Origin of the sequence: Nocardia cyriacigeorgica (assembly GCF_005863245.1) — a bacterium.
In the GTDB taxonomy this organism is placed as follows: domain Bacteria; phylum Actinomycetota; class Actinomycetes; order Mycobacteriales; family Mycobacteriaceae; genus Nocardia; species Nocardia cyriacigeorgica_C.
Map to the genome: position 1 here is coordinate 386,927 of NZ_VBUT01000002.1, position 16,744 is coordinate 403,670.

13 protein-coding genes are annotated in these 16,744 nt (G+C 71.0%); all 13 read left to right on the forward strand.

The window, feature by feature from the left end:
- The first annotated feature begins 81 nt into the window (after positions 1-81).
- The 13 genes from FEK34_RS05010 (at position 82) to FEK34_RS05075 (ending at position 16,702) form a co-directional block, all read left to right on the forward strand.
- A complete protein-coding gene (locus tag FEK34_RS05010; protein ID WP_138446657.1) occupies positions 82-507 on the forward strand; it encodes a DUF3040 domain-containing protein in 426 nt (141 codons plus the stop codon).
- A 474-nt stretch (positions 508-981) separates the two neighbouring features.
- A complete protein-coding gene (gene mraZ, locus FEK34_RS05015; RefSeq protein ID WP_036535307.1) occupies positions 982-1,413 on the forward strand; it encodes a division/cell wall cluster transcriptional repressor MraZ in 432 nt (143 codons plus the stop codon).
- A gap of 262 nt (positions 1,414-1,675) precedes the next feature.
- Positions 1,676-2,653, forward strand: a complete 978-nt coding sequence (gene rsmH, locus FEK34_RS05020) for a 16S rRNA (cytosine(1402)-N(4))-methyltransferase RsmH (protein ID WP_138446954.1) — start codon at positions 1,676-1,678, stop codon at positions 2,651-2,653.
- On the forward strand, positions 2,650-4,176 hold the full coding sequence (locus FEK34_RS30365) for a hypothetical protein (RefSeq protein WP_212748701.1): 1,527 nt from the start codon (positions 2,650-2,652) through the stop codon (positions 4,174-4,176). The genes rsmH and FEK34_RS30365 overlap by 4 nt, the downstream gene beginning before the upstream one ends.
- Positions 4,173-6,056 carry a peptidoglycan D,D-transpeptidase FtsI family protein gene (locus FEK34_RS05035; RefSeq protein WP_138446658.1) on the forward strand — a complete coding sequence of 628 codons (1,884 nt, stop codon included), beginning with the start codon at positions 4,173-4,175 and terminating at the stop codon, positions 6,054-6,056. Before FEK34_RS30365 ends, FEK34_RS05035 begins: the two co-directional genes overlap by 4 nt.
- A gap of 168 nt (positions 6,057-6,224) precedes the next feature.
- A complete protein-coding gene (locus FEK34_RS05040) occupies positions 6,225-7,811 on the forward strand; it encodes a UDP-N-acetylmuramoyl-L-alanyl-D-glutamate--2,6-diaminopimelate ligase (RefSeq protein ID WP_138446659.1) in 1,587 nt (528 codons plus the stop codon).
- Positions 7,808-9,322, forward strand: a complete 1,515-nt coding sequence (locus FEK34_RS05045) for a UDP-N-acetylmuramoyl-tripeptide--D-alanyl-D-alanine ligase (RefSeq protein ID WP_138446660.1) — start codon at positions 7,808-7,810, stop codon at positions 9,320-9,322. The genes FEK34_RS05040 and FEK34_RS05045 overlap by 4 nt, the downstream gene beginning before the upstream one ends.
- The gene (gene mraY, locus FEK34_RS05050; RefSeq protein ID WP_138446661.1) at positions 9,319-10,395 is read left to right on the forward strand and encodes a phospho-N-acetylmuramoyl-pentapeptide-transferase; all 1,077 of its coding nucleotides are present in this window, start codon (positions 9,319-9,321) and stop codon (positions 10,393-10,395) included. Before FEK34_RS05045 ends, mraY begins: the two co-directional genes overlap by 4 nt.
- Positions 10,396-10,444: 49 nt before the next feature.
- The gene (gene murD, locus FEK34_RS05055) at positions 10,445-11,887 is read left to right on the forward strand and encodes a UDP-N-acetylmuramoyl-L-alanine--D-glutamate ligase (protein WP_138446955.1); all 1,443 of its coding nucleotides are present in this window, start codon (positions 10,445-10,447) and stop codon (positions 11,885-11,887) included.
- Positions 11,884-13,329 (forward strand): putative lipid II flippase FtsW, encoded by a 1,446-nt coding sequence (gene ftsW, locus FEK34_RS05060; protein ID WP_138446662.1) that lies wholly within the window; start codon positions 11,884-11,886, stop codon positions 13,327-13,329. The genes murD and ftsW overlap by 4 nt, the downstream gene beginning before the upstream one ends.
- Positions 13,330-13,454: 125 nt before the next feature.
- Positions 13,455-14,501, forward strand: a complete 1,047-nt coding sequence (gene murG / locus FEK34_RS05065) for an undecaprenyldiphospho-muramoylpentapeptide beta-N-acetylglucosaminyltransferase (RefSeq protein WP_249358825.1) — start codon at positions 13,455-13,457, stop codon at positions 14,499-14,501.
- The gene (murC, locus tag FEK34_RS05070; RefSeq protein WP_138446663.1) at positions 14,498-16,003 is read left to right on the forward strand and encodes a UDP-N-acetylmuramate--L-alanine ligase; all 1,506 of its coding nucleotides are present in this window, start codon (positions 14,498-14,500) and stop codon (positions 16,001-16,003) included. The genes murG and murC overlap by 4 nt, the downstream gene beginning before the upstream one ends.
- A gap of 6 nt (positions 16,004-16,009) precedes the next feature.
- The gene (locus FEK34_RS05075) at positions 16,010-16,702 is read left to right on the forward strand and encodes a cell division protein FtsQ/DivIB (RefSeq protein ID WP_138446664.1); all 693 of its coding nucleotides are present in this window, start codon (positions 16,010-16,012) and stop codon (positions 16,700-16,702) included.
- The last annotated feature ends 42 nt before the right edge of the window (positions 16,703-16,744 follow it).

Below are 16,744 nucleotides of genomic sequence, written 5' to 3' on the forward strand. Positions count from 1 at the left end.
TGGAGACAGATAGCCGCCAAGGCCGGCTATCTGTCGCCTACCCGGAGGCGACAGCCACGTCCTAGTGCCGGGGGAGGTACCGTGCCACTCTCCGAGCACGAGCAGCGCATGCTCGAACAGATCGAGAGCGCGCTCTATGCTGAGGATCCGAAGTTCGCCTCGTCCGTCCGCGGCGGACGCCTTCGAACGACCTCGAGTAGACGCAGACTCCAGGCCGCCGCCTTGTTCGTCCTCGGCCTGTTCCTACTCGTCGCAGGTATCGCCGCACCGGTGAAGCCGGGCGGCTTCCCGATCATCAGCCTGATCGGATTCATCGTCATGTTCGGTGCCGGAGTGCTGCTGCTGCTCGGTGGCTCCAAGAAGGCCGGCGGCAGTGATCGCGGTGGCGACGTGCCGTCGAGCGGTCCGTCCGGCCCCGGCTCCGGTGGGCGCGGGCGTCAGCGCCGGTCCGGCGGCTTCTCCGAGCGCATGGAAGATCGCTTCCGCAGAAGGTTCGAGCAGGAGTAAGCCCCCGCTCGCCCGAGGTTTACTGCGAACGGCGGTGCGGTACCGGATTCCCGGTGCCGCACCGCCGTTCGTCTGTCTGTCCATACCCCTTGGCGCCCACGGCGTGTCGGGCCGACCGGTCGGCATGGGATGACGCGACCCGCTGCGCCCCACATCGCCCCACGGTCGCGCCCCACCTTCCCCCACCGCCCCCCGATTCGGGGGCACACCAGGGAGTTTGCTGGTTGTTGTCGGGGTGGTCCGATCCGGACGCGCGCGGGGAGGTGAAGCGCCGGAAAAGTTCTTCCACACAGTGATAGCTGGGATGACCTGCGGAATCGCGAAAGCGGGGAGCCAGATCACCCCGTGTTTCGATTGAAAGTGGGGGAAAGTGGGGTAATGTGGAGCGCGCACTACAGGAGAGGCCGTAAGGCGCTCGGCCGGAGCGAGTTCCGGCCATGCGTGATCGAGGTGGTCCGGTAGGGAGGTGTCGAGTTGTTTCTCGGTACCTACACACCTCGATTGGACGACAAAGGGCGACTCACGTTGCCTGCGAAGTTTCGAGACGATCTGGCGGGAGGGTTGATGGTCACGAAGGGGCAGGACCACAGCCTTGCCGTGTACCCCAAAGAGGAGTTCACCGCGCTCGCGCGGCGGGCCGCGGCGGCGTCTCGGAGCAACCCGCAGGCACGGGCGTTCGTCCGGGCTCTCGCGGCAGGCACGGACGAACAGCGTCCGGACGCTCAGGGCCGGATCGTGCTGTCGGCGGATCATCGTCGCTACGCCAACCTGTCACGGGATTGCGTGGTGATCGGTTCGGTCGACTTCCTCGAAATATGGGACAAGCAGGCGTGGGAGTCCTACCTCGCCGAACACGAGGAGGACTACGCACAAGCGAGAGACGAGTCGCTGGGCGGGATCTTCTAGCCCGTACGAGTGCCACGCGGCCTCTGCCCGGATGCGGACCCTGACGTACTTCCCCGACGCCAGGTGCCGCTTCGGTCAGAGACCACGGGGCATTCGTCACCGACATCCGGTCCGAATCCCGCAGCGTTCGCTGCTCCGCAATCCAGAGCAATCACTCACGACAGCACTACCCATCTACCCGCGGTGTTCTCCGAAAACGCTGCGGAACAAGGCGACCCGATATCGGTGCGTGACGAAGCGAGGCAAGATCCGGGAGGTCGAGGTGAACCGTGAACAGCACGGCCCGCGCCATGTCCCGGTCCTGCTCCGGCGCGCCGACGAACTGCTCGGACCCGCGCTCGGCGAGCCCGGCGCCGTCTACCTCGACGCCACCCTCGGATTGGGCGGGCACGCCGAACATTTCCTGCGCACCTATCCGCGGATCCGGCTGGTCGGGCTCGACCGCGACACCGAAGCCCTCGCGCTGGCGGGCGAGCGGCTGCGGCCCTACGAAGACCGAATCACCCTGGTGCACACCCGATACGACGGCATCCCCGACGCCCTCGCCGAGGCGGGGCTGCCCGCAACAGGTTCGGTCAGCGCCATCCTGATGGACCTCGGTGTCTCGTCCATGCAGCTGGACGAGACCGACCGCGGCTTCGCCTATTCCGTCGACGCTCCGCTGGACATGCGGATGGATCCGACCACCGGCCTTACCGCCGCCGACGTGCTCAACACCTACAGCCACGGCGAGCTGGCGCGGATCCTGAAAACCTATGGCGAGGAACGCTTCGCGGGCCGCATCGCCAGCGAGATCGTGCGGCGCAGGCAGCAGCGGCCGTTCGCCACCAGCGCCCAGCTGGTCGAACTGCTCTACGACGCCATCCCCGCCGCCACCCGGCGCACCGGCGGGCATCCGGCCAAACGCACCTTCCAGGCGTTGCGGATCGAGGTCAACGGTGAGCTGGAATCGCTGCGCGCCGCCCTGCCCGCGGCGCTGAACGCGCTGCGCGTGGGCGGGCGGATCGTCGTCATGTCGTATCAGTCGCTCGAGGACCGCGTCGTCAAACACGAACTGGCTCAGCGTGCGGCCTCGCGCACGCCGGTCGGCCTGCCGATGGAACTGCCCGGGATGGGGCCGGAATTCCGGTTGCTCACCCGCGGCGCCGAACAGGCCACCGAAGCAGAGATCGAGGAGAACCCGCGCGCCGCCCCGGTTCGGATGCGCGCGGCGGAACGGATTCAGGAGGGCGCAGCGTGAGCGTACGGACACCGACCGTCGCCGAGCCCGGGCGGATCGCCCGCCGAGTGCAGGCCGCCGGGCGGGTGAAATCGGGTGCGGCGCAACGCGCCTACGCCCGCCGCAAGCTGCGCGCCGAAGGGGCTGGCGCCCTCGACGCGGTGCTGCCGCGCGGCTCGGTCATGGCCACCCGCATCCCGTTCGTCGCGGCGATCCTGGCCTTGCTCGCATGCGGTCTCGCCCTCACCCTGCTGCTCACCACCCGCGCCGCCGAGGACAGCTACCTGCTCAGCGATGCCAGGAAGCTGAACCAGACCCTCGCCGACGAGCGGGCCGCCCTGCAACGGGAAGTGGAGGCCGCCGACTCGGCGCCCGAACTCGCCGCGCGGGCCAGGGAACTCGGCATGATCCCGGCCAAGGACCCGGCCCGCCTGGTGGTCGCGCCCGACGGCTCCATCATCGTCATCGGCGACCCGAAGCCCGCCGAGGGCGCCCCGGTGCCGCCGCTGAACCCGCCGCCCACCCGCGCCGCGGACCGCCCCGGTACCCCGCAGAGCCATGGCGAGCGCGTCGTCCCGGTCACCTCGACGCCCCGCGCCCCCGCCGAGCGTCCCGGCGGCGCCCAGATCAACGCGGCCCCGCCGGTGGGTGCCGAGTTGGCGCCGCCCGCGCCGAACCCCGCGCCCGCGCCGAACCCGCCGGCCGCAGGCGTTCCGGCTCCCGAAGGCGCAGCAGGCCCGGCGGCCGCCGGGGGACCGGCGCCGGCTGGGGAAGCGGCCCCCGCGCCCGCCGCGGCCCCCGCTCCGGCCGCTGCACCTGCTCCGGCCGCTGCACCTGCTCCGACTGCTGCACCTGCGCCTGCTCCCTCTCCGGCAGGAGCCGCGGCCCCCGCGCCTGCCGATCCGGCCGTGGCCCCCGCACCGGCCGACCCGGCTGCCGCACCCGCACCCGCAGCTGCCGGCGCTCCGGCCGCCGGTCCCGCGCCCGCGCCGGCCGCCGCGCCGGCTCCACCGGCCGACACTGCGCCGGTCCCGGCCGCTGAAGCGCCCGCGCCTCCTGCGCCGGCGCCTGCTCCCGCTGCCGCACCGAACCCTGCCGCGGTCGCACCGGCCAACGCCCCCGCAGCTGCTCCCACACCGATCGCGCAGTCACCGGCTGCTCCGGCTGCTGGGACGCCCGCCCCCGCGTCCGGGCCCGCCGCCCCCGCGCAGATGCCTGGGCAAGTCGCTGCCTCGGCCCCCGCCGCGGGAGTCGCCGCACCCGCGGCACGTCAGCAGCAGGTCGCTGTCGAAGTACCGGTCCCCGCGTCCAGCGTCCCTGTCGCGGCGTCGAACCCGGCTCCTGCGCAGGGCCAGGCCGTCCCTGCTCCGGCAGACGCTCCCGTCCCGGCTCCGGTCGCCGACACGCAGCCGGGCGCCCAGGCTCCCGCACCAGCGGACCCAGCACATCCACCGGCTGAATCCGCCCCCGCCGCACCGGCTCTCATCGAGAACGCTCCCGGGCAGCCACCCGCGCGGCCGACCGCGGGCGAGGCCGCGCGATGAGGCGGCCCGGACCCGCGAAGCGTTCCCGTCGCGGGCCGGTGAACAGACGCAGGCCGGCGACGCCGCAGCTGGACCGGCCGGTGCGGATGCGGTTGGGGGTGGGACGGATCGCGATGCTCGGCGCGCTCGCCGTCGTCGCGATCCAATTGCTGTGGGTGCAGAGCATTTCCGCGCCGGGGCTGTCGGCGCAGGCGGCCAGCCAGCGCACCGCGCACTGGGTGGACGAGGCCATGCGCGGGCCGATCACCGACCGCAACGGCAAGGCGCTGGCGTTCACCGTCACCGCCAAGGAGCTGCACTTCCAGCCGGTGAAGGTGCGCAAGGATCTGGCCGAGGCCAAGGCCAAGGACGATTCCGCGCCCGATCCCGAGCAGCGGCTGCGCGATATCGCCGCCACCATTCACGAGAAACTCGGCGACAAGGGGCCGAGCGAGAAGAAGCTGCTGGAACTGCTCAACAGCGACGAGCAGTTCGTGTATCTGGCCCGCAATGTCGATCCGCGTATCGCCGCCGAGATCGTGGTCGAGTTCAAGGAGGTCGGCGCGGACTCGCAGAATCCGCGCGAGTACCCGGGCGGATCGCTGGCCGCCAATATCATCGGCGCCGTCGGCTGGGACGGCCACGGCCAGATCGGGCTGGAATCGTCGATGGATTCGGTGCTCGCGGGCACCGACGGCTCACACACCTACGATCGCGGCGCCGACGGCGCGGTGATCCCCGGTAGCTGGCGCGACCGGGTGCCCGCCGTCAACGGCTACGGTGTCGAACTCACCCTGGATTCGGATCTCCAGTACTACGTCCAGCAGCAGGTGCAGCAGGCCAAGGATCTGTCCGGGGCGAAATCGGCGTCGGCGGTGGTGCTGGACGCCAAGACCGGTCAGGTGCTGGCGATGGCCAACGACAACACCTTCAATCCGTCGCTCGAGCCCGAACATTGGAAACCGGAGGCGCTGGACAACCCGTCGGTGACGCATGCGTTCGAGCCCGGCTCGGTGAACAAGATCGTCACCGCCGCGGCCGCCATCGAATACGGGCTCACCACCCCCGACGAGGTGCATCAGGTGCCCGGCCGGATCCACATGGCGGGCGTCACCGTCGGCGATGCCTGGGAACACGGCGTCGCGCCCTACACCACCACCGGGATCTTCGGGAAGTCGTCCAATGTCGGCACGCTGATGCTCGCCCAGCGCGTGGGTGAGGACCGCTTCGCCGACATGCTCACCCGGTTCGGCCTCGGCCAGCGCACCGGCGTCGGCCTGCCGGGCGAGAGTCCGGGTCTGCTGCCTGCCCGCGACCAGTGGTCCGGCGGCACCTTCGCGAACCTGCCGATCGGCCAGGGCCTTTCGATGACAACCTTGCAGATGACCAGCATGTACCAGGCCATCGCCAATGACGGCCTGCGCATCCCGCCGCGCATCGTGCGGGCGAAGATCGCGCCCGGCCCCGAAGGCACCCGCATCGAGGAACCGACCCCCGAGGGCGTGCGGGTGGTCAGCCCGCAGACCGCACAAACCCTGCGCACCATGTTCCAGGCCGTTGTGCAGCGCGACCCGATGGGCGTGCAGATGGGCACCGGCGTCCCCGCCGCGATCGAGGGCTACCGGATCGCGGGCAAGACGGGCACCGCGCAGAAGGTCGACCCGGCCTGCGGCTGCTATTCGACCTCGTCGTACTGGATCACCTTCGCCGGGATGGCACCGGCCGACGACCCGCGCTACGTCATCGGCATGATGCTCGACGCCCCGGTGCGCAGCGCCGACGGCAGCGGCGGGCAGTCCGCGGCGCCGCTGTTCCACAACATCGCCTCCTGGGCGTTGCAGCGCGACCGCATCCCGCCCTCCACCGAGCCTGCCAGGCGTTTCGTGCTGCAGGCCTCGTGAGTTCATGGCACTGCCCGCAACCGCTGGACCTGCCGCGACCGGTGTCGCGGTGGGCAGGCTCGGGTGCGGGGGACCCGAATCCGTGAACCGCGTTGCCTGCCCGGAAGCCGGCGTCGGTAACCTGACTCGTCGTCGGTGTACGCACCACAAATCGCAGAGAGGAACCTTGTGCCCGCGCAGTCCAGCCAGCACGCGCTACGACCGGCCGAGCCGACGTCGTCGACGCTGCCCGACCTGCTGGATCTGACCGGCGCCGAGCTGCGCTCGGACCTGCCGTCCGGCCTGGTGATCACCGGTATCGAACAGCGTTCGGACGCGGTCGTCCCCGGCGACCTGTTCGCCGCCCTGCCCGGCGCCAAGGCGCACGGCGCGCGGTTCGCCCGCGCCGCCGTCGAGCGTGGCGCGGTGGCGGTGTTCACCGATGCCGAGGGCGCCGAACTCGCCGGTGAGCTGGGGGTGCCGGTGCTGGTGCGGGAACGCCCGCGCGAGGTGCTCGGCGAGCTGTCAGCCGCGATCTACGGCCATCCCTCGGATCGGCTGCGCATCGTCGGCATCACCGGGACCTCCGGCAAGACCACCACCTCCTATCTGGTGGAGGCGGGCCTGGCCGCCGCCGGGTTGTCGACCGCCCTGATCGGCACCATCGAGACCCGCATCGGCGGACGCCGGGTGCCGAGCGCGCTGACCACGCCGGAGGCGCCGCAGCTGCACGCGATGTTCGCGCTGATGGTCGAGCAGGGCGTGGACGCGGTGGTGATGGAGGTGTCCAGCCATGCGCTGGCGCTCGGCCGGGTCGACGGCGTGCGGTTCGACGTGGGCGGGTTCACCAACCTGTCCCAGGACCACCTGGATTTCCATGCCGACTTCGAGGATTACTTCGCCGCCAAGCGCAGGCTGTTCGAGCCGCAGTCGCCGGTGGCCGCGCGCACCTCGGTGATCTGCGTCGACGACGAATGGGGCAGGCGCCTGGCCGACGGGCTGGACGCGCCGATCACCGTCGCCACCACCGGTCCCGCCGACTGGCAGGTCACCGGCCCGGTGCGCACCCACGGCGGCGAACAGGAATTCACCGCGGCGGGCCCGCACGGGGAAACCGCTGTGCGCCTGCGGCTTCCGGGCCGCTACAACGTCGCCAACGGGCTGCTCGCGCTGGCGGTGTGCGCGGCGGCGGGTGTCGAGCCCGCGGTGGCCGCGCCCGCCTTGGCCACCGTCGACGTGCCGGGACGGATGCAGCGGGTGGAGCGCGGTCAGGATTTCCTGGCGCTGGTCGACTACGCGCACAAACCGGCCGCGGTCGAATCGGTGATCGCCACGCTGCGTGCGCATCTGGCCGACGCGGGCGCGGGCGGCAGGCTCGCGGTGGTGGTCGGCGCGGGCGGCGACCGCGATGCCGGCAAACGCACGTTGATGGGCGCGGCCGGTGCGCGCGGCGCCGATCTGCTGATCATTACCGACGACAATCCGCGCACCGAGGATCCGGCGGCCATCCGGGCCGCCCTGCGCACAGGCGCGCTCGGTGTGCCGGAATCCGAACGCGGCGAGGTCCGCGAAATCGGCGACCGGGCCGCTGCCATCGAGGCGGCGGTGGCCTGGGCCCGCGCCGGTGACGTGGTGCTGGTCGCGGGCAAGGGACACGAGGCAGGGCAGGAGATCCACGGGGTGAAGCACCCGTTCGACGACCGCGAGGTGCTCGCGGCCGCGATACAGCAGCGAAGTCCGCAGGGTTCGGACGCGGAGGACTTGACGGTTTCATGATCGAGATGACACTGCGGGATATCGCGGACGTCGTCGGCGGCACGCTGCACGACGTCGCGGACCCGGAGGTGACGGTGACCGGTTCGGTCGAATTCGACTCGCGCAGAATCGGTCCCGGAGATGTTTTCCTCGCCCTCCCGGGTGAGCGCGCCGACGGCCACGATTACGCGGCGGCGGCCGTCGAGGCCGGTGCGGTCGCGGTGCTGGCCGCGCGTCCGGTGGGGGTGCCCGCGATCGTGGTCGCGCCCAGTCCCGGTACGCTGCCCGCGAATTCGGCGGTGGTGGCAGGCGATACCGATGGTTCCGGTGCGGCGGTGCTGTCGGCGCTGGCGAAGCTGGCGCGCGCGAGTGTTGAACGGCTGGTCGCAGCAGGCGGTTTGACCGTCGTCGGTGTGACCGGGTCCTCCGGTAAGACCTCGACCAAGGACCTGCTGGCCGCCGTACTGGCGCCGCTGGGCCCGGTGGTCGCGCCACCCGGCTCGTTCAACAACGAACTCGGCCATCCGTGGACGGCCTTGCGTGCCGATGAGACGACCCGCTTCCTGGTGCTGGAGCTGTCGGCGCGCGGTGTCGGCCATATCGCCGCGCTCACCAAGATCGCCCCGCCGAACATCGGCGTCGTGCTCAATGTCGGCACCGCCCACCTCGGCGAGTTCGGCAGCCGCGAGGCGATCGCCAAGGCCAAGGGCGAACTCGTGGAGGCACTGCCGCCGACCGGCCTCGCCGTACTGAACGCCGATGACCAGCAGGTCGCGGCCATGGCTTCCCGCACCCAGGCCCGCGTGGTGCTGGTCGGGCAGGCCGAACGCGCCGAGATCCGCGCCACCGACATCGTCCTCGACGACGAGGCCAGGGCGCAGTTCACCCTGCACACCCCGGCCGGCAGCGCGCGGGTGCGACTGTCGGTGCACGGCGAACACCAGGTCGGCAATGCGTTGTCGGCGGTGGCCGTGGCCCTGGAATGCGGCGCCGACCTCGACACCATCGTCGCGGCGCTGTCGGGTGCCCGCGCGGCCTCGGCCCGCCGGATGGATGTGCGCACCACCGCCGACGGCGTCACCGTCGTCAACGACTCCTACAACGCCAACCCGGATTCGGTGCGGGCCGCGCTCAAGGCGCTGGTCACCATGTCCAAGGCCGGTGACACCCCGCGCCGCAGCTGGGCGGTGCTCGGTGAGATGGCCGAACTCGGCGAGGAGTCGGTGATCGAACACGACGCCATCGGACGGCTCGCGGTGCGTCTGGACGTCGACCGGCTCGTCGTCGTCGGCACCGGACGGCCGTCCCGGGCGATGCATCAGGGTGCGGTGATGGAAGGCTCATGGGGCGAGGAATCGGTCCTCGTTCCCGATATCGGCGCGGCGATCGCGCTGCTCGACGACGCGGTCGAGCCGGGTGATGTGGTGCTGGTCAAGGCGTCGCAGTCGGTCGGCCTGTGGGCCGTCGCCGAGCATTTGACCGGCGATACGCGCCCGGATGGACGCAGGGGTAGCGCGGAGGCAGTGCGATGAGACAGATTCTGTTCGCGGCGGGGATCGCGCTGGCGGTGTCGATTCTGTTGACGCCCCTGCTGATCAAGATGTTCGCCAAACAGGGCTTCGGCCAGGAGATCCGGGTCGACGGCCCGGCCAGCCATCAGGCCAAGCGCGGCACGCCGACCATGGGTGGTGTCGCCATCATCATCGGTATGTGGGCCGGGTACCTCGGTTCCCATCTGATCGGCATCGGCTACGACGCCGAGGGCCCGTCGGCGTCGGCGCTGCTGGTGCTCGGCCTGGCCACGGCGCTGGGCGCGGTCGGATTCGTCGACGACTTCATCAAGATCCGCAAAGGCCGCAATCTCGGCCTCACCGCCGCCGGTAAGTACATCGGCCAGCTCACCGCCGCCGTGGTGTTCGGTGTGCTGGCGTTGCAGTTCCGCGGCGCCAGCGGCCTGACCCCGGCCAGCAGGCATCTGTCCTACGTCCGCGACATCACCACGGTGTCGATGGGCGTGATCGTGTTCCTCGCCTTCGTCTGCCTGCTGGTGGTGGCCTGGTCGAACGCGGTCAACCTCACCGACGGCCTCGACGGCTTGGCCGCCGGATCGATGAGCCTGGTGCTCGGCGGATACGTGATCATCACGTTCTGGCAGTACTACCACGCCTGCGAGACCAAGCCGGAGACCGGCTGCTACAACGTGCGCGACCCGCTGGACCTGGCGCTGGTGTGCGCCGCCGGCGCCGCGGCGTGCATGGGTTTCCTGTGGTGGAACGCGGCCCCGGCCAAGATCTTCATGGGCGATACCGGCTCGCTGGCGCTGGGTGGCCTGCTCGCCGGCCTGTCCATCACCACCCGCACCGAGCTGCTGATGGTGGTCATCGGTGCGCTGTTCGTCGCCGAGGCGGCGTCGGTGGTGTTGCAGGTCGCGGTGTTCCGCACTACCCGCAACCGGTTGTTCAAGATGGCGCCGTTCCATCACCATTTCGAGTTGAGTAAATGGGCGGAGACGACGGTGATCATCCGGTTCTGGTTGCTGGCCGCGATGGCGTCGGCGGTCGGACTCGGCCTGTTCTACAGCGAATACCTCTCCGCGGTCGGGTGAGCTGACAATGGTCGAACATTCTCCGCGGGCCCTGCGTTCACCGGGCCCCATGCTCGAATTCCTGCGTGGCCGTGAGGTGCTGGTGGCCGGTTGGGGTGTGTCCGGGCGCTCGCTGATCGAGCCGCTGCAGGACATCGGTGCCAAACCGGTCGTCACCGACGGCGGCGCCAAGGCGCTGGCCGAGGCCGCCGAACTCGGCCTCGAGGTCGCCACCTGCGCCGAACTCGAGCACGCCGACTGGAGCCGGTTCGCGCTGGTGATCACCAGTCCCGGCTGGCGGCCGGACTCGCCGGTGCTGGTGTCGGCGGTCTCGGAAGGCATTCCGGTCTGGGGCGATGTGGAGTTCGCCTGGTGGGTCGATCAGGCCCGCATCTACGGCGAAGTCCGCAAATGGCTGGTGGTGACCGGAACCAACGGCAAAACCACCACCACCAACATGGTGCATTCGATCCTGCGCGCGGCCGGGATCCCCAGTGTGGCCTGCGGGAATATCGGGCTGCCCATCCTGGACGCGCTGCGCCGCAACCCGGGCCCGCAGGTGCTCGCGGTGGAACTGTCGTCGTTCCAGCTGCATTGGGCGCCGTCGGTGCGGCCCGAGGCCGGGGTGGTGCTCAATGTCGCCGAGGATCACCTCGACTGGCACGGCGGGCTCGACGCCTACGCCGCGGCCAAGGCGCGGGCGCTGGTCGGCCGGGTCGGCGTGGTCGGCCTCGACGATCCGGTGGCCGCCTCGCTGGCGCGCAAATCCAAGGCCAGACGCACCGTCGGGTTCCGGGTCGGCGTGCCCGCCGACGGTGAACTCGGCGTGGTCGACGGCAAACTGCTCGACCGTGCCTTCACCAAGGCCGCGATCCTGGCCGAGACCAAGGAGATCAGCCCGCCCGGCCCGGCCGGTGTCGCCGACGCCCTCGCCGCCGCCGCGCTGACCAGGGCCATCGACGTGGCCCCGCAGTTCGTGCGGGAGGGCCTGGTCGAACACAAGGTCGGCCCGCACCGGGCGGCGTTCGTGCGCGAGGTGGGCGGCGTCGAATTCATCGACGATTCCAAGGCGACCAATCCGCATGCCGCGCGGTCGTCGATCCTGGCGCATCCGCAGGTGGTGTGGGTGGCCGGTGGGCAACTCAAGGGCGCGGGCGTGGAGGACCTGATCGAAGAGGTCGCCGACCGGCTGGTCGGGGCCGTGCTGATCGGCACCGACGCGGAGGTCATCGCATCCGCGTTGGCGCGACACGCGCCCGAAGTCCCCGTGGTGGAGCTGGCCTCGGGAGACTATGCAGGCATGGGTGACGATGATGCGGGCAGATCCGCCGCCGACGAGGTGATGGCTCAGGCGGTGCGCGCGGCGGCCGGACTGGCCCGCCGCGGCGACACGGTACTGCTGGCCCCCGCCGCGGCCTCGCTGGATATGTTCGCCGATTACACCCATCGTGGCCGTAGCTTCGCCGCCGCGGTGCACACCCTGGAGGACGGGGACATCGGGCGGCGGCTGTGACCCCGGCCCGGGCTCCGCGGCCGGGCACGCGCTTCGGCGCCTGGCTGGCGCGTCCGCTGGCCTCGTTCCACCTCGTCGTCACCATCGCCACCCTGCTCACCGTGCTGGGTCTGGTGATGGTGCTGTCGGCGTCGAGCGTGGAGGCCTACGCCGACGGCAAGTCGGCGTATTCGCTGTTCGTCCAGCAGGCGGTCTACGCCGCGCTCGGTGCGGTGCTGTTCTATCTGGCGCTGCGGATCCCGCTGCGGCGGATGCGTCAGCTGTCGTTCCCGCTGTTCGCGCTGTCGGTGCTCGCGCTGGTGCTGGTGCTGATTCCCGGTATCGGCTCCCAGGTCAACGGCGCCCGCCGCTGGATCGACCTGGGCGCGTTCTCGGTGCAGCCCTCGGAGATCGTCAAGGTGACGCTGGTGGTGTGGGGTGCGCACCTGCTGGCCTCGCGCCGCTCCGAGCACGCCTCGCTCAAGGACATCCTGGTGCCGCTGGTGCCCGCGGGCCTGCTGGTGTGTCTGCTGATCGTGTTGCAGCCCAACCTGTCCACCACCATCGCCGTCGGCATCGTGCTCGCGGCACTGTTGTGGTTCGGCGGGCTGCCGGTGCGGCTGTTCGTGACGATCGCGATCTCCGGCGTGATCGCCGCCGGTGTGCTCGCGCTCTCGGCGGGATACCGCTCCGACCGCATGCGTGCCTTCTTCAACCCCGGTGACGACCCGCAGGGCATCAACTACCAGGCCATGCAGGCCAAGTTCTCCCTCGCCGACGGCGGCATCTGGGGCCGCGGGCTCGGCCAGAGCCGGGCCAAATGGAACTATCTGCCCAACTCCCACAACGACTTCATCTTCGCCATCATCGGCGAGGAACTCGGCTTCCTCGGCTGCGCGCTGGTGCTCGGCCTGTTCGCGCTGTTCGTCTACACCGGACTGCGCATCGCCGCCCGCTCGGCCGACCCGTTCCTGCGGCTGCTGACCGCTACCGCGACCACCTGGATCACCGGGCAGGCACTGATCAATATCGGCTACGTCGTCGGGCTGCTGCCGGTGACCGGATTGCAGCTGCCGCTGGTCTCGGCCGGTGGCTCCTCGCTGGCGATCACGCTGCTGATGTTCGGCATCATCGCCAACGCCGCCAGGCATGAACCCGAGGCGGTCGCGGCCTTGCACGCGGGCCAGGACGGCCGGTTCAGTAGATTGCTTCGACTGCCCAAACCGGAGGTGTACGCACCGGCCAAGGCCGAGGCGGCCAGGGCCAGGTCGGCCGCACGGGCCAAGCCGGGGCAGCGGGGCGGACCGCCGCCGGCGCGCAGGCCACGCACCGGCGGGCAACGCGGCGCCGAACCACGGCGGCGCTCGGCGCAGAGCCGCGGCACCAGCTCCGCGCGCGCGACCCGCGCCTGGGAGCCGAACTATCCGGTCACACACGCGAGAGAACGAGGAAGATCCAGGTGAGTGCACGCCAGTCCGCGAACGAGAACACCGCGGTGAGCGAGGCGAGGAATACCTCGGCCGCGCAGGGGAAGGCACTCTCGGTGATCGTCGCCGGCGGCGGCACCGCGGGCCATATCGAACCGGCCATGGCCGTCGCCGACGCCCTGCGCCGGCTCGATCCGTCGATCCGGGTCACCGCGCTCGGCACCGCACGCGGCCTCGAGACGACGCTGGTGCCCGAGCGCGGCTACCCGCTGGAGCTGATCCCGCCGGTGCCGCTGCCCCGCAAACTCAGCGCCGACCTGCTGCGCCTGCCCGCACGGGTGCGCGCGTCGGTGGCCGCCGCGCGCGCCGTCATCGACGCGGTCGACGCCGATGTGATCATCGGTTTCGGCGGCTATGTGGCGCTGCCCGCCTACCTGGCCGCCGGTCGCGGCGTTCTGCGCCGCAGGCGCGCGGTGCCGGTGGTGGTGCACGAGGCCAACGCCAAGGCCGGTATCGCCAACAAGGTCGGCGCGCGGGTCGCGGCGAAGGTGCTGGCCGCGGTGCCGGATTCCGGGCTGACCGGTGCCGAGGTCATCGGTATTCCGGTGCGCTCGGCCATCACCTCGCTGGACCGGGCCGCGCTGCGTGCCGAGGCCCGCGCGCATTTCGGCCTGCCCGCCGAGGGCCCGGTGCTGCTGGTGTTCGGCGGATCCCAGGGCGCGCGCACGCTCAACGAGGCGGTCTCGGGTGCGGCGAAGGAACTGGCCGGCGCCGGGATCTCGGTGCTGCACGCGCACGGCCCCAAGAACACCCTCGAACTGCCGCCGGGCACGCCGTCGGCGTCCTATGTGGCGGTGCCCTATCTTTCCCGGATGGATCTGGCCTACGCCGCCGCCGACGCGGTGGTCTGCCGCTCCGGCGCGATGACGGTGGCGGAGGTGTCCGCGGTGGGGCTGCCCGCGGTGTATGTGCCGCTGCCGCACGGTAACGGGGAGCAGGAGCTCAACGCCCGCCCCGTCGTCGCCGCCGGTGGTGGCACAATTGTGGCCGACTCCCAGCTGACGCCCTCCTACGTGATCGATGAGGTGATTGCCCTGCTCACGGACCCCGCACGGCTGACCGAGATGGGCCGCGCCGCCGCAGGCGCCGGACATCGCGACGCCGCGGACGAGGTTGCCCGCATCGCCGTCCGGGTGGCGGGCCGATGACCGGGGACGCGAGCAGCCTCGACGCGCGGGCCGCGCTGCCGCCCTTGCTCGAACGGGTGCACATGGTCGGCATCGGCGGCGCCGGGATGTCCGGCATCGCCCGGATCCTGCTCTCCCGCGGTGGTGCGGTGTCCGGCTCCGATGCCAAGGAGAGCCGCGGTGTGCTCGCGCTGCGCGCCCGCGGCGCCCAGGTGCGCATCGGCCACGACGCCAGCGCGCTGGACCTGCTGCCCGGCGGCCCGACCGTGGTGGTCACCACCTACGCCGCGATTCCCAAGACCAATCCCGAACTGGTCGAGGCGAATCGGCGCGACATCCCGGTACTGCTGCGACCGGCCGTGCTGGCCTCGCTGATGAGCGGGCACCGCACGCTGCTGGTGTCGGGCACCCACGGCAAGACCTCAACCACCTCGATGCTGATCGTGGCGTTGCAGCACTGCGGGGTCGACCCGTCCTTCGCGGTGGGCGGTGAACTCAACGAGGCGGGCACCAACGCCCACCACGGCAGTGGCGACATCTTCGTCGCCGAGGCCGACGAGAGCGACGGCTCACTGCTGCAATACGACCCCGACGTCGCCGTGGTCACCAATATCGAATCCGATCACCTGGACTACTTCGGCTCCGACGAGGCCTACACCCAGGTCTTCGACGATTTCGCCGACCGGCTCGCCCCCGGCGGCCTGCTGGTGGTGTGCCTCGACGACCCCGGTTCGCGGGCGCTGGCCGAGCGCGTCGGTGACCGGCTGGCCGAGAAGGGCGTGCGGGTCCTCGGTTACGGTTCCGGCGATCTGAGCGATGCCCCGGTGCCGGTCGGGGTCCGGCTGCACAGCTGGGAGCCGCGCGATGTCGGGGGATTGGCGCAATTCCAGCTCGACGGCGAGACCACCCCGCGCACCCTGCGGCTGTCGGTGCCCGGCAGGCATATGGCGCTCAACGCGCTGGCCGCACTGCTGGCCGCGCGTGCCGCCGGCGCCGATCTCGACGAGATCATCCAGGGCCTGGAGGGATTCGGCGGGGTGCACCGCCGGTTCCAGTTCGTCGGCCGGGAGAACGGCGTGCGGGTCTTCGACGATTACGCCCACCATCCCACCGAGGTGCGCGCCGTGCTCGGCGCCGCGGCGGCACTGGTCGAACAGGAAGCCGCCGACGGTGCCCGTTCGCGGCGCGGCCGGGTGATCGTGGTGTTCCAGCCGCATCTCTACAGCCGCACCGCGACCTTCGCCACGGAGTTCGGCGCCGCGCTCGGCCTGGCCGACGAGGTGGTGGTGCTCGACGTCTACGGCGCCCGCGAGGAGCCGCTGCCCGGCGTCAACGGCGCGCTGGTGGCCCAGTCGGTCACCAAACCGGTGCATTACCAACCCGATATGTCCCGGGTGGGACGGCAGGTGGCGGGGCTGGCGCTGCCCGGGGACGTGGTGATCACCATGGGCGCGGGCGATGTCACCATGCTCGGCAGCCAGATCCTCGACGGGCTACGCGCGCGTCCGCAGTTCGGGCGGTGAGCGCCGGTGCGGTCCGGAGCCGAGCTGTTCGGTGCGCGTCGGTGGCGCCGGATCCGGCTGTGGGGATTGCCCGCGGTGTGCCTGCTGATCACCGTCATCGTGGTGGCCTGGTTCACGCCGCTGCTGTCGGTGCGGGCGGTGCAGATCCAGGGGCTGTCGGCGGTCCCGGAGGAGCGGGTGCGGGAGTTACTCGAGATTCCGGACGGGCAGTCGATGCTGCGCATCGATACCGCCGCCATGGCCGCGCGGGTGGCGAGCATCCCGAAGGTGAGCACGGTGCGGGTGCAGCGCTCGTTCCCGTCGACGGTGCGGGTGACGATCACCGAGCGCACACCGGTGCTGTTCTACACCAGCGAGCGTGGGGCGCATCTGCTCGACGCCCAGAGCGTCGAGTACGCGATCGAGCCGCCGCCGATCGGCGTGCCGGAACTGAAGGCCGGCCATCCCGGCAGCGCCGACCCGGGCACCCGGGCCGCGGTCGCGGTGGTCACGGCGTTGCCGCCGGCGCTGAGAGTGCAGGTGGGCGAGGTTGCGGTACGGTCGATTTCGGATATTTCGCTGCGGCTGCGCGATGGCCGCACGGTACTGTGGGGCGGGGCCGACGATGCCGAACGCAAGGTGGCGGTGGTCGGTCCGCTGCTGACCCGCCCCGGCACGGTGTTCGACGTGTCGAGCCCCGATCTGGTGACGGTAAAATGATCGAAGTCCATCGAACTCGGCGTGATACCCCTTGTGTCCGGC

Excerpts from the sequence above, each read along its gene's own strand:
- FEK34_RS05035 (WP_138446658.1), top strand. The coding sequence starts at position 4,173 with ATGAGGCGGCCCGGACCCGCGAAGCGTTCCCGTCGCGGGCCGGTGAAC.
- FEK34_RS05045 (WP_138446660.1), top strand. The coding sequence starts at position 7,808 with ATGATCGAGATGACACTGCGGGATATCGCGGACGTCGTCGGCGGCACG.
- murG (WP_249358825.1), top strand. The coding sequence starts at position 13,455 with ATGGCCGTCGCCGACGCCCTGCGCCGGCTCGATCCGTCGATCCGGGTC.
- mraY (WP_138446661.1), top strand. The coding sequence starts at position 9,319 with ATGAGACAGATTCTGTTCGCGGCGGGGATCGCGCTGGCGGTGTCGATT.
- murC (WP_138446663.1), top strand. The coding sequence starts at position 14,498 with ATGACCGGGGACGCGAGCAGCCTCGACGCGCGGGCCGCGCTGCCGCCC.
- murD (WP_138446955.1), top strand. The coding sequence starts at position 10,445 with ATGCTCGAATTCCTGCGTGGCCGTGAGGTGCTGGTGGCCGGTTGGGGT.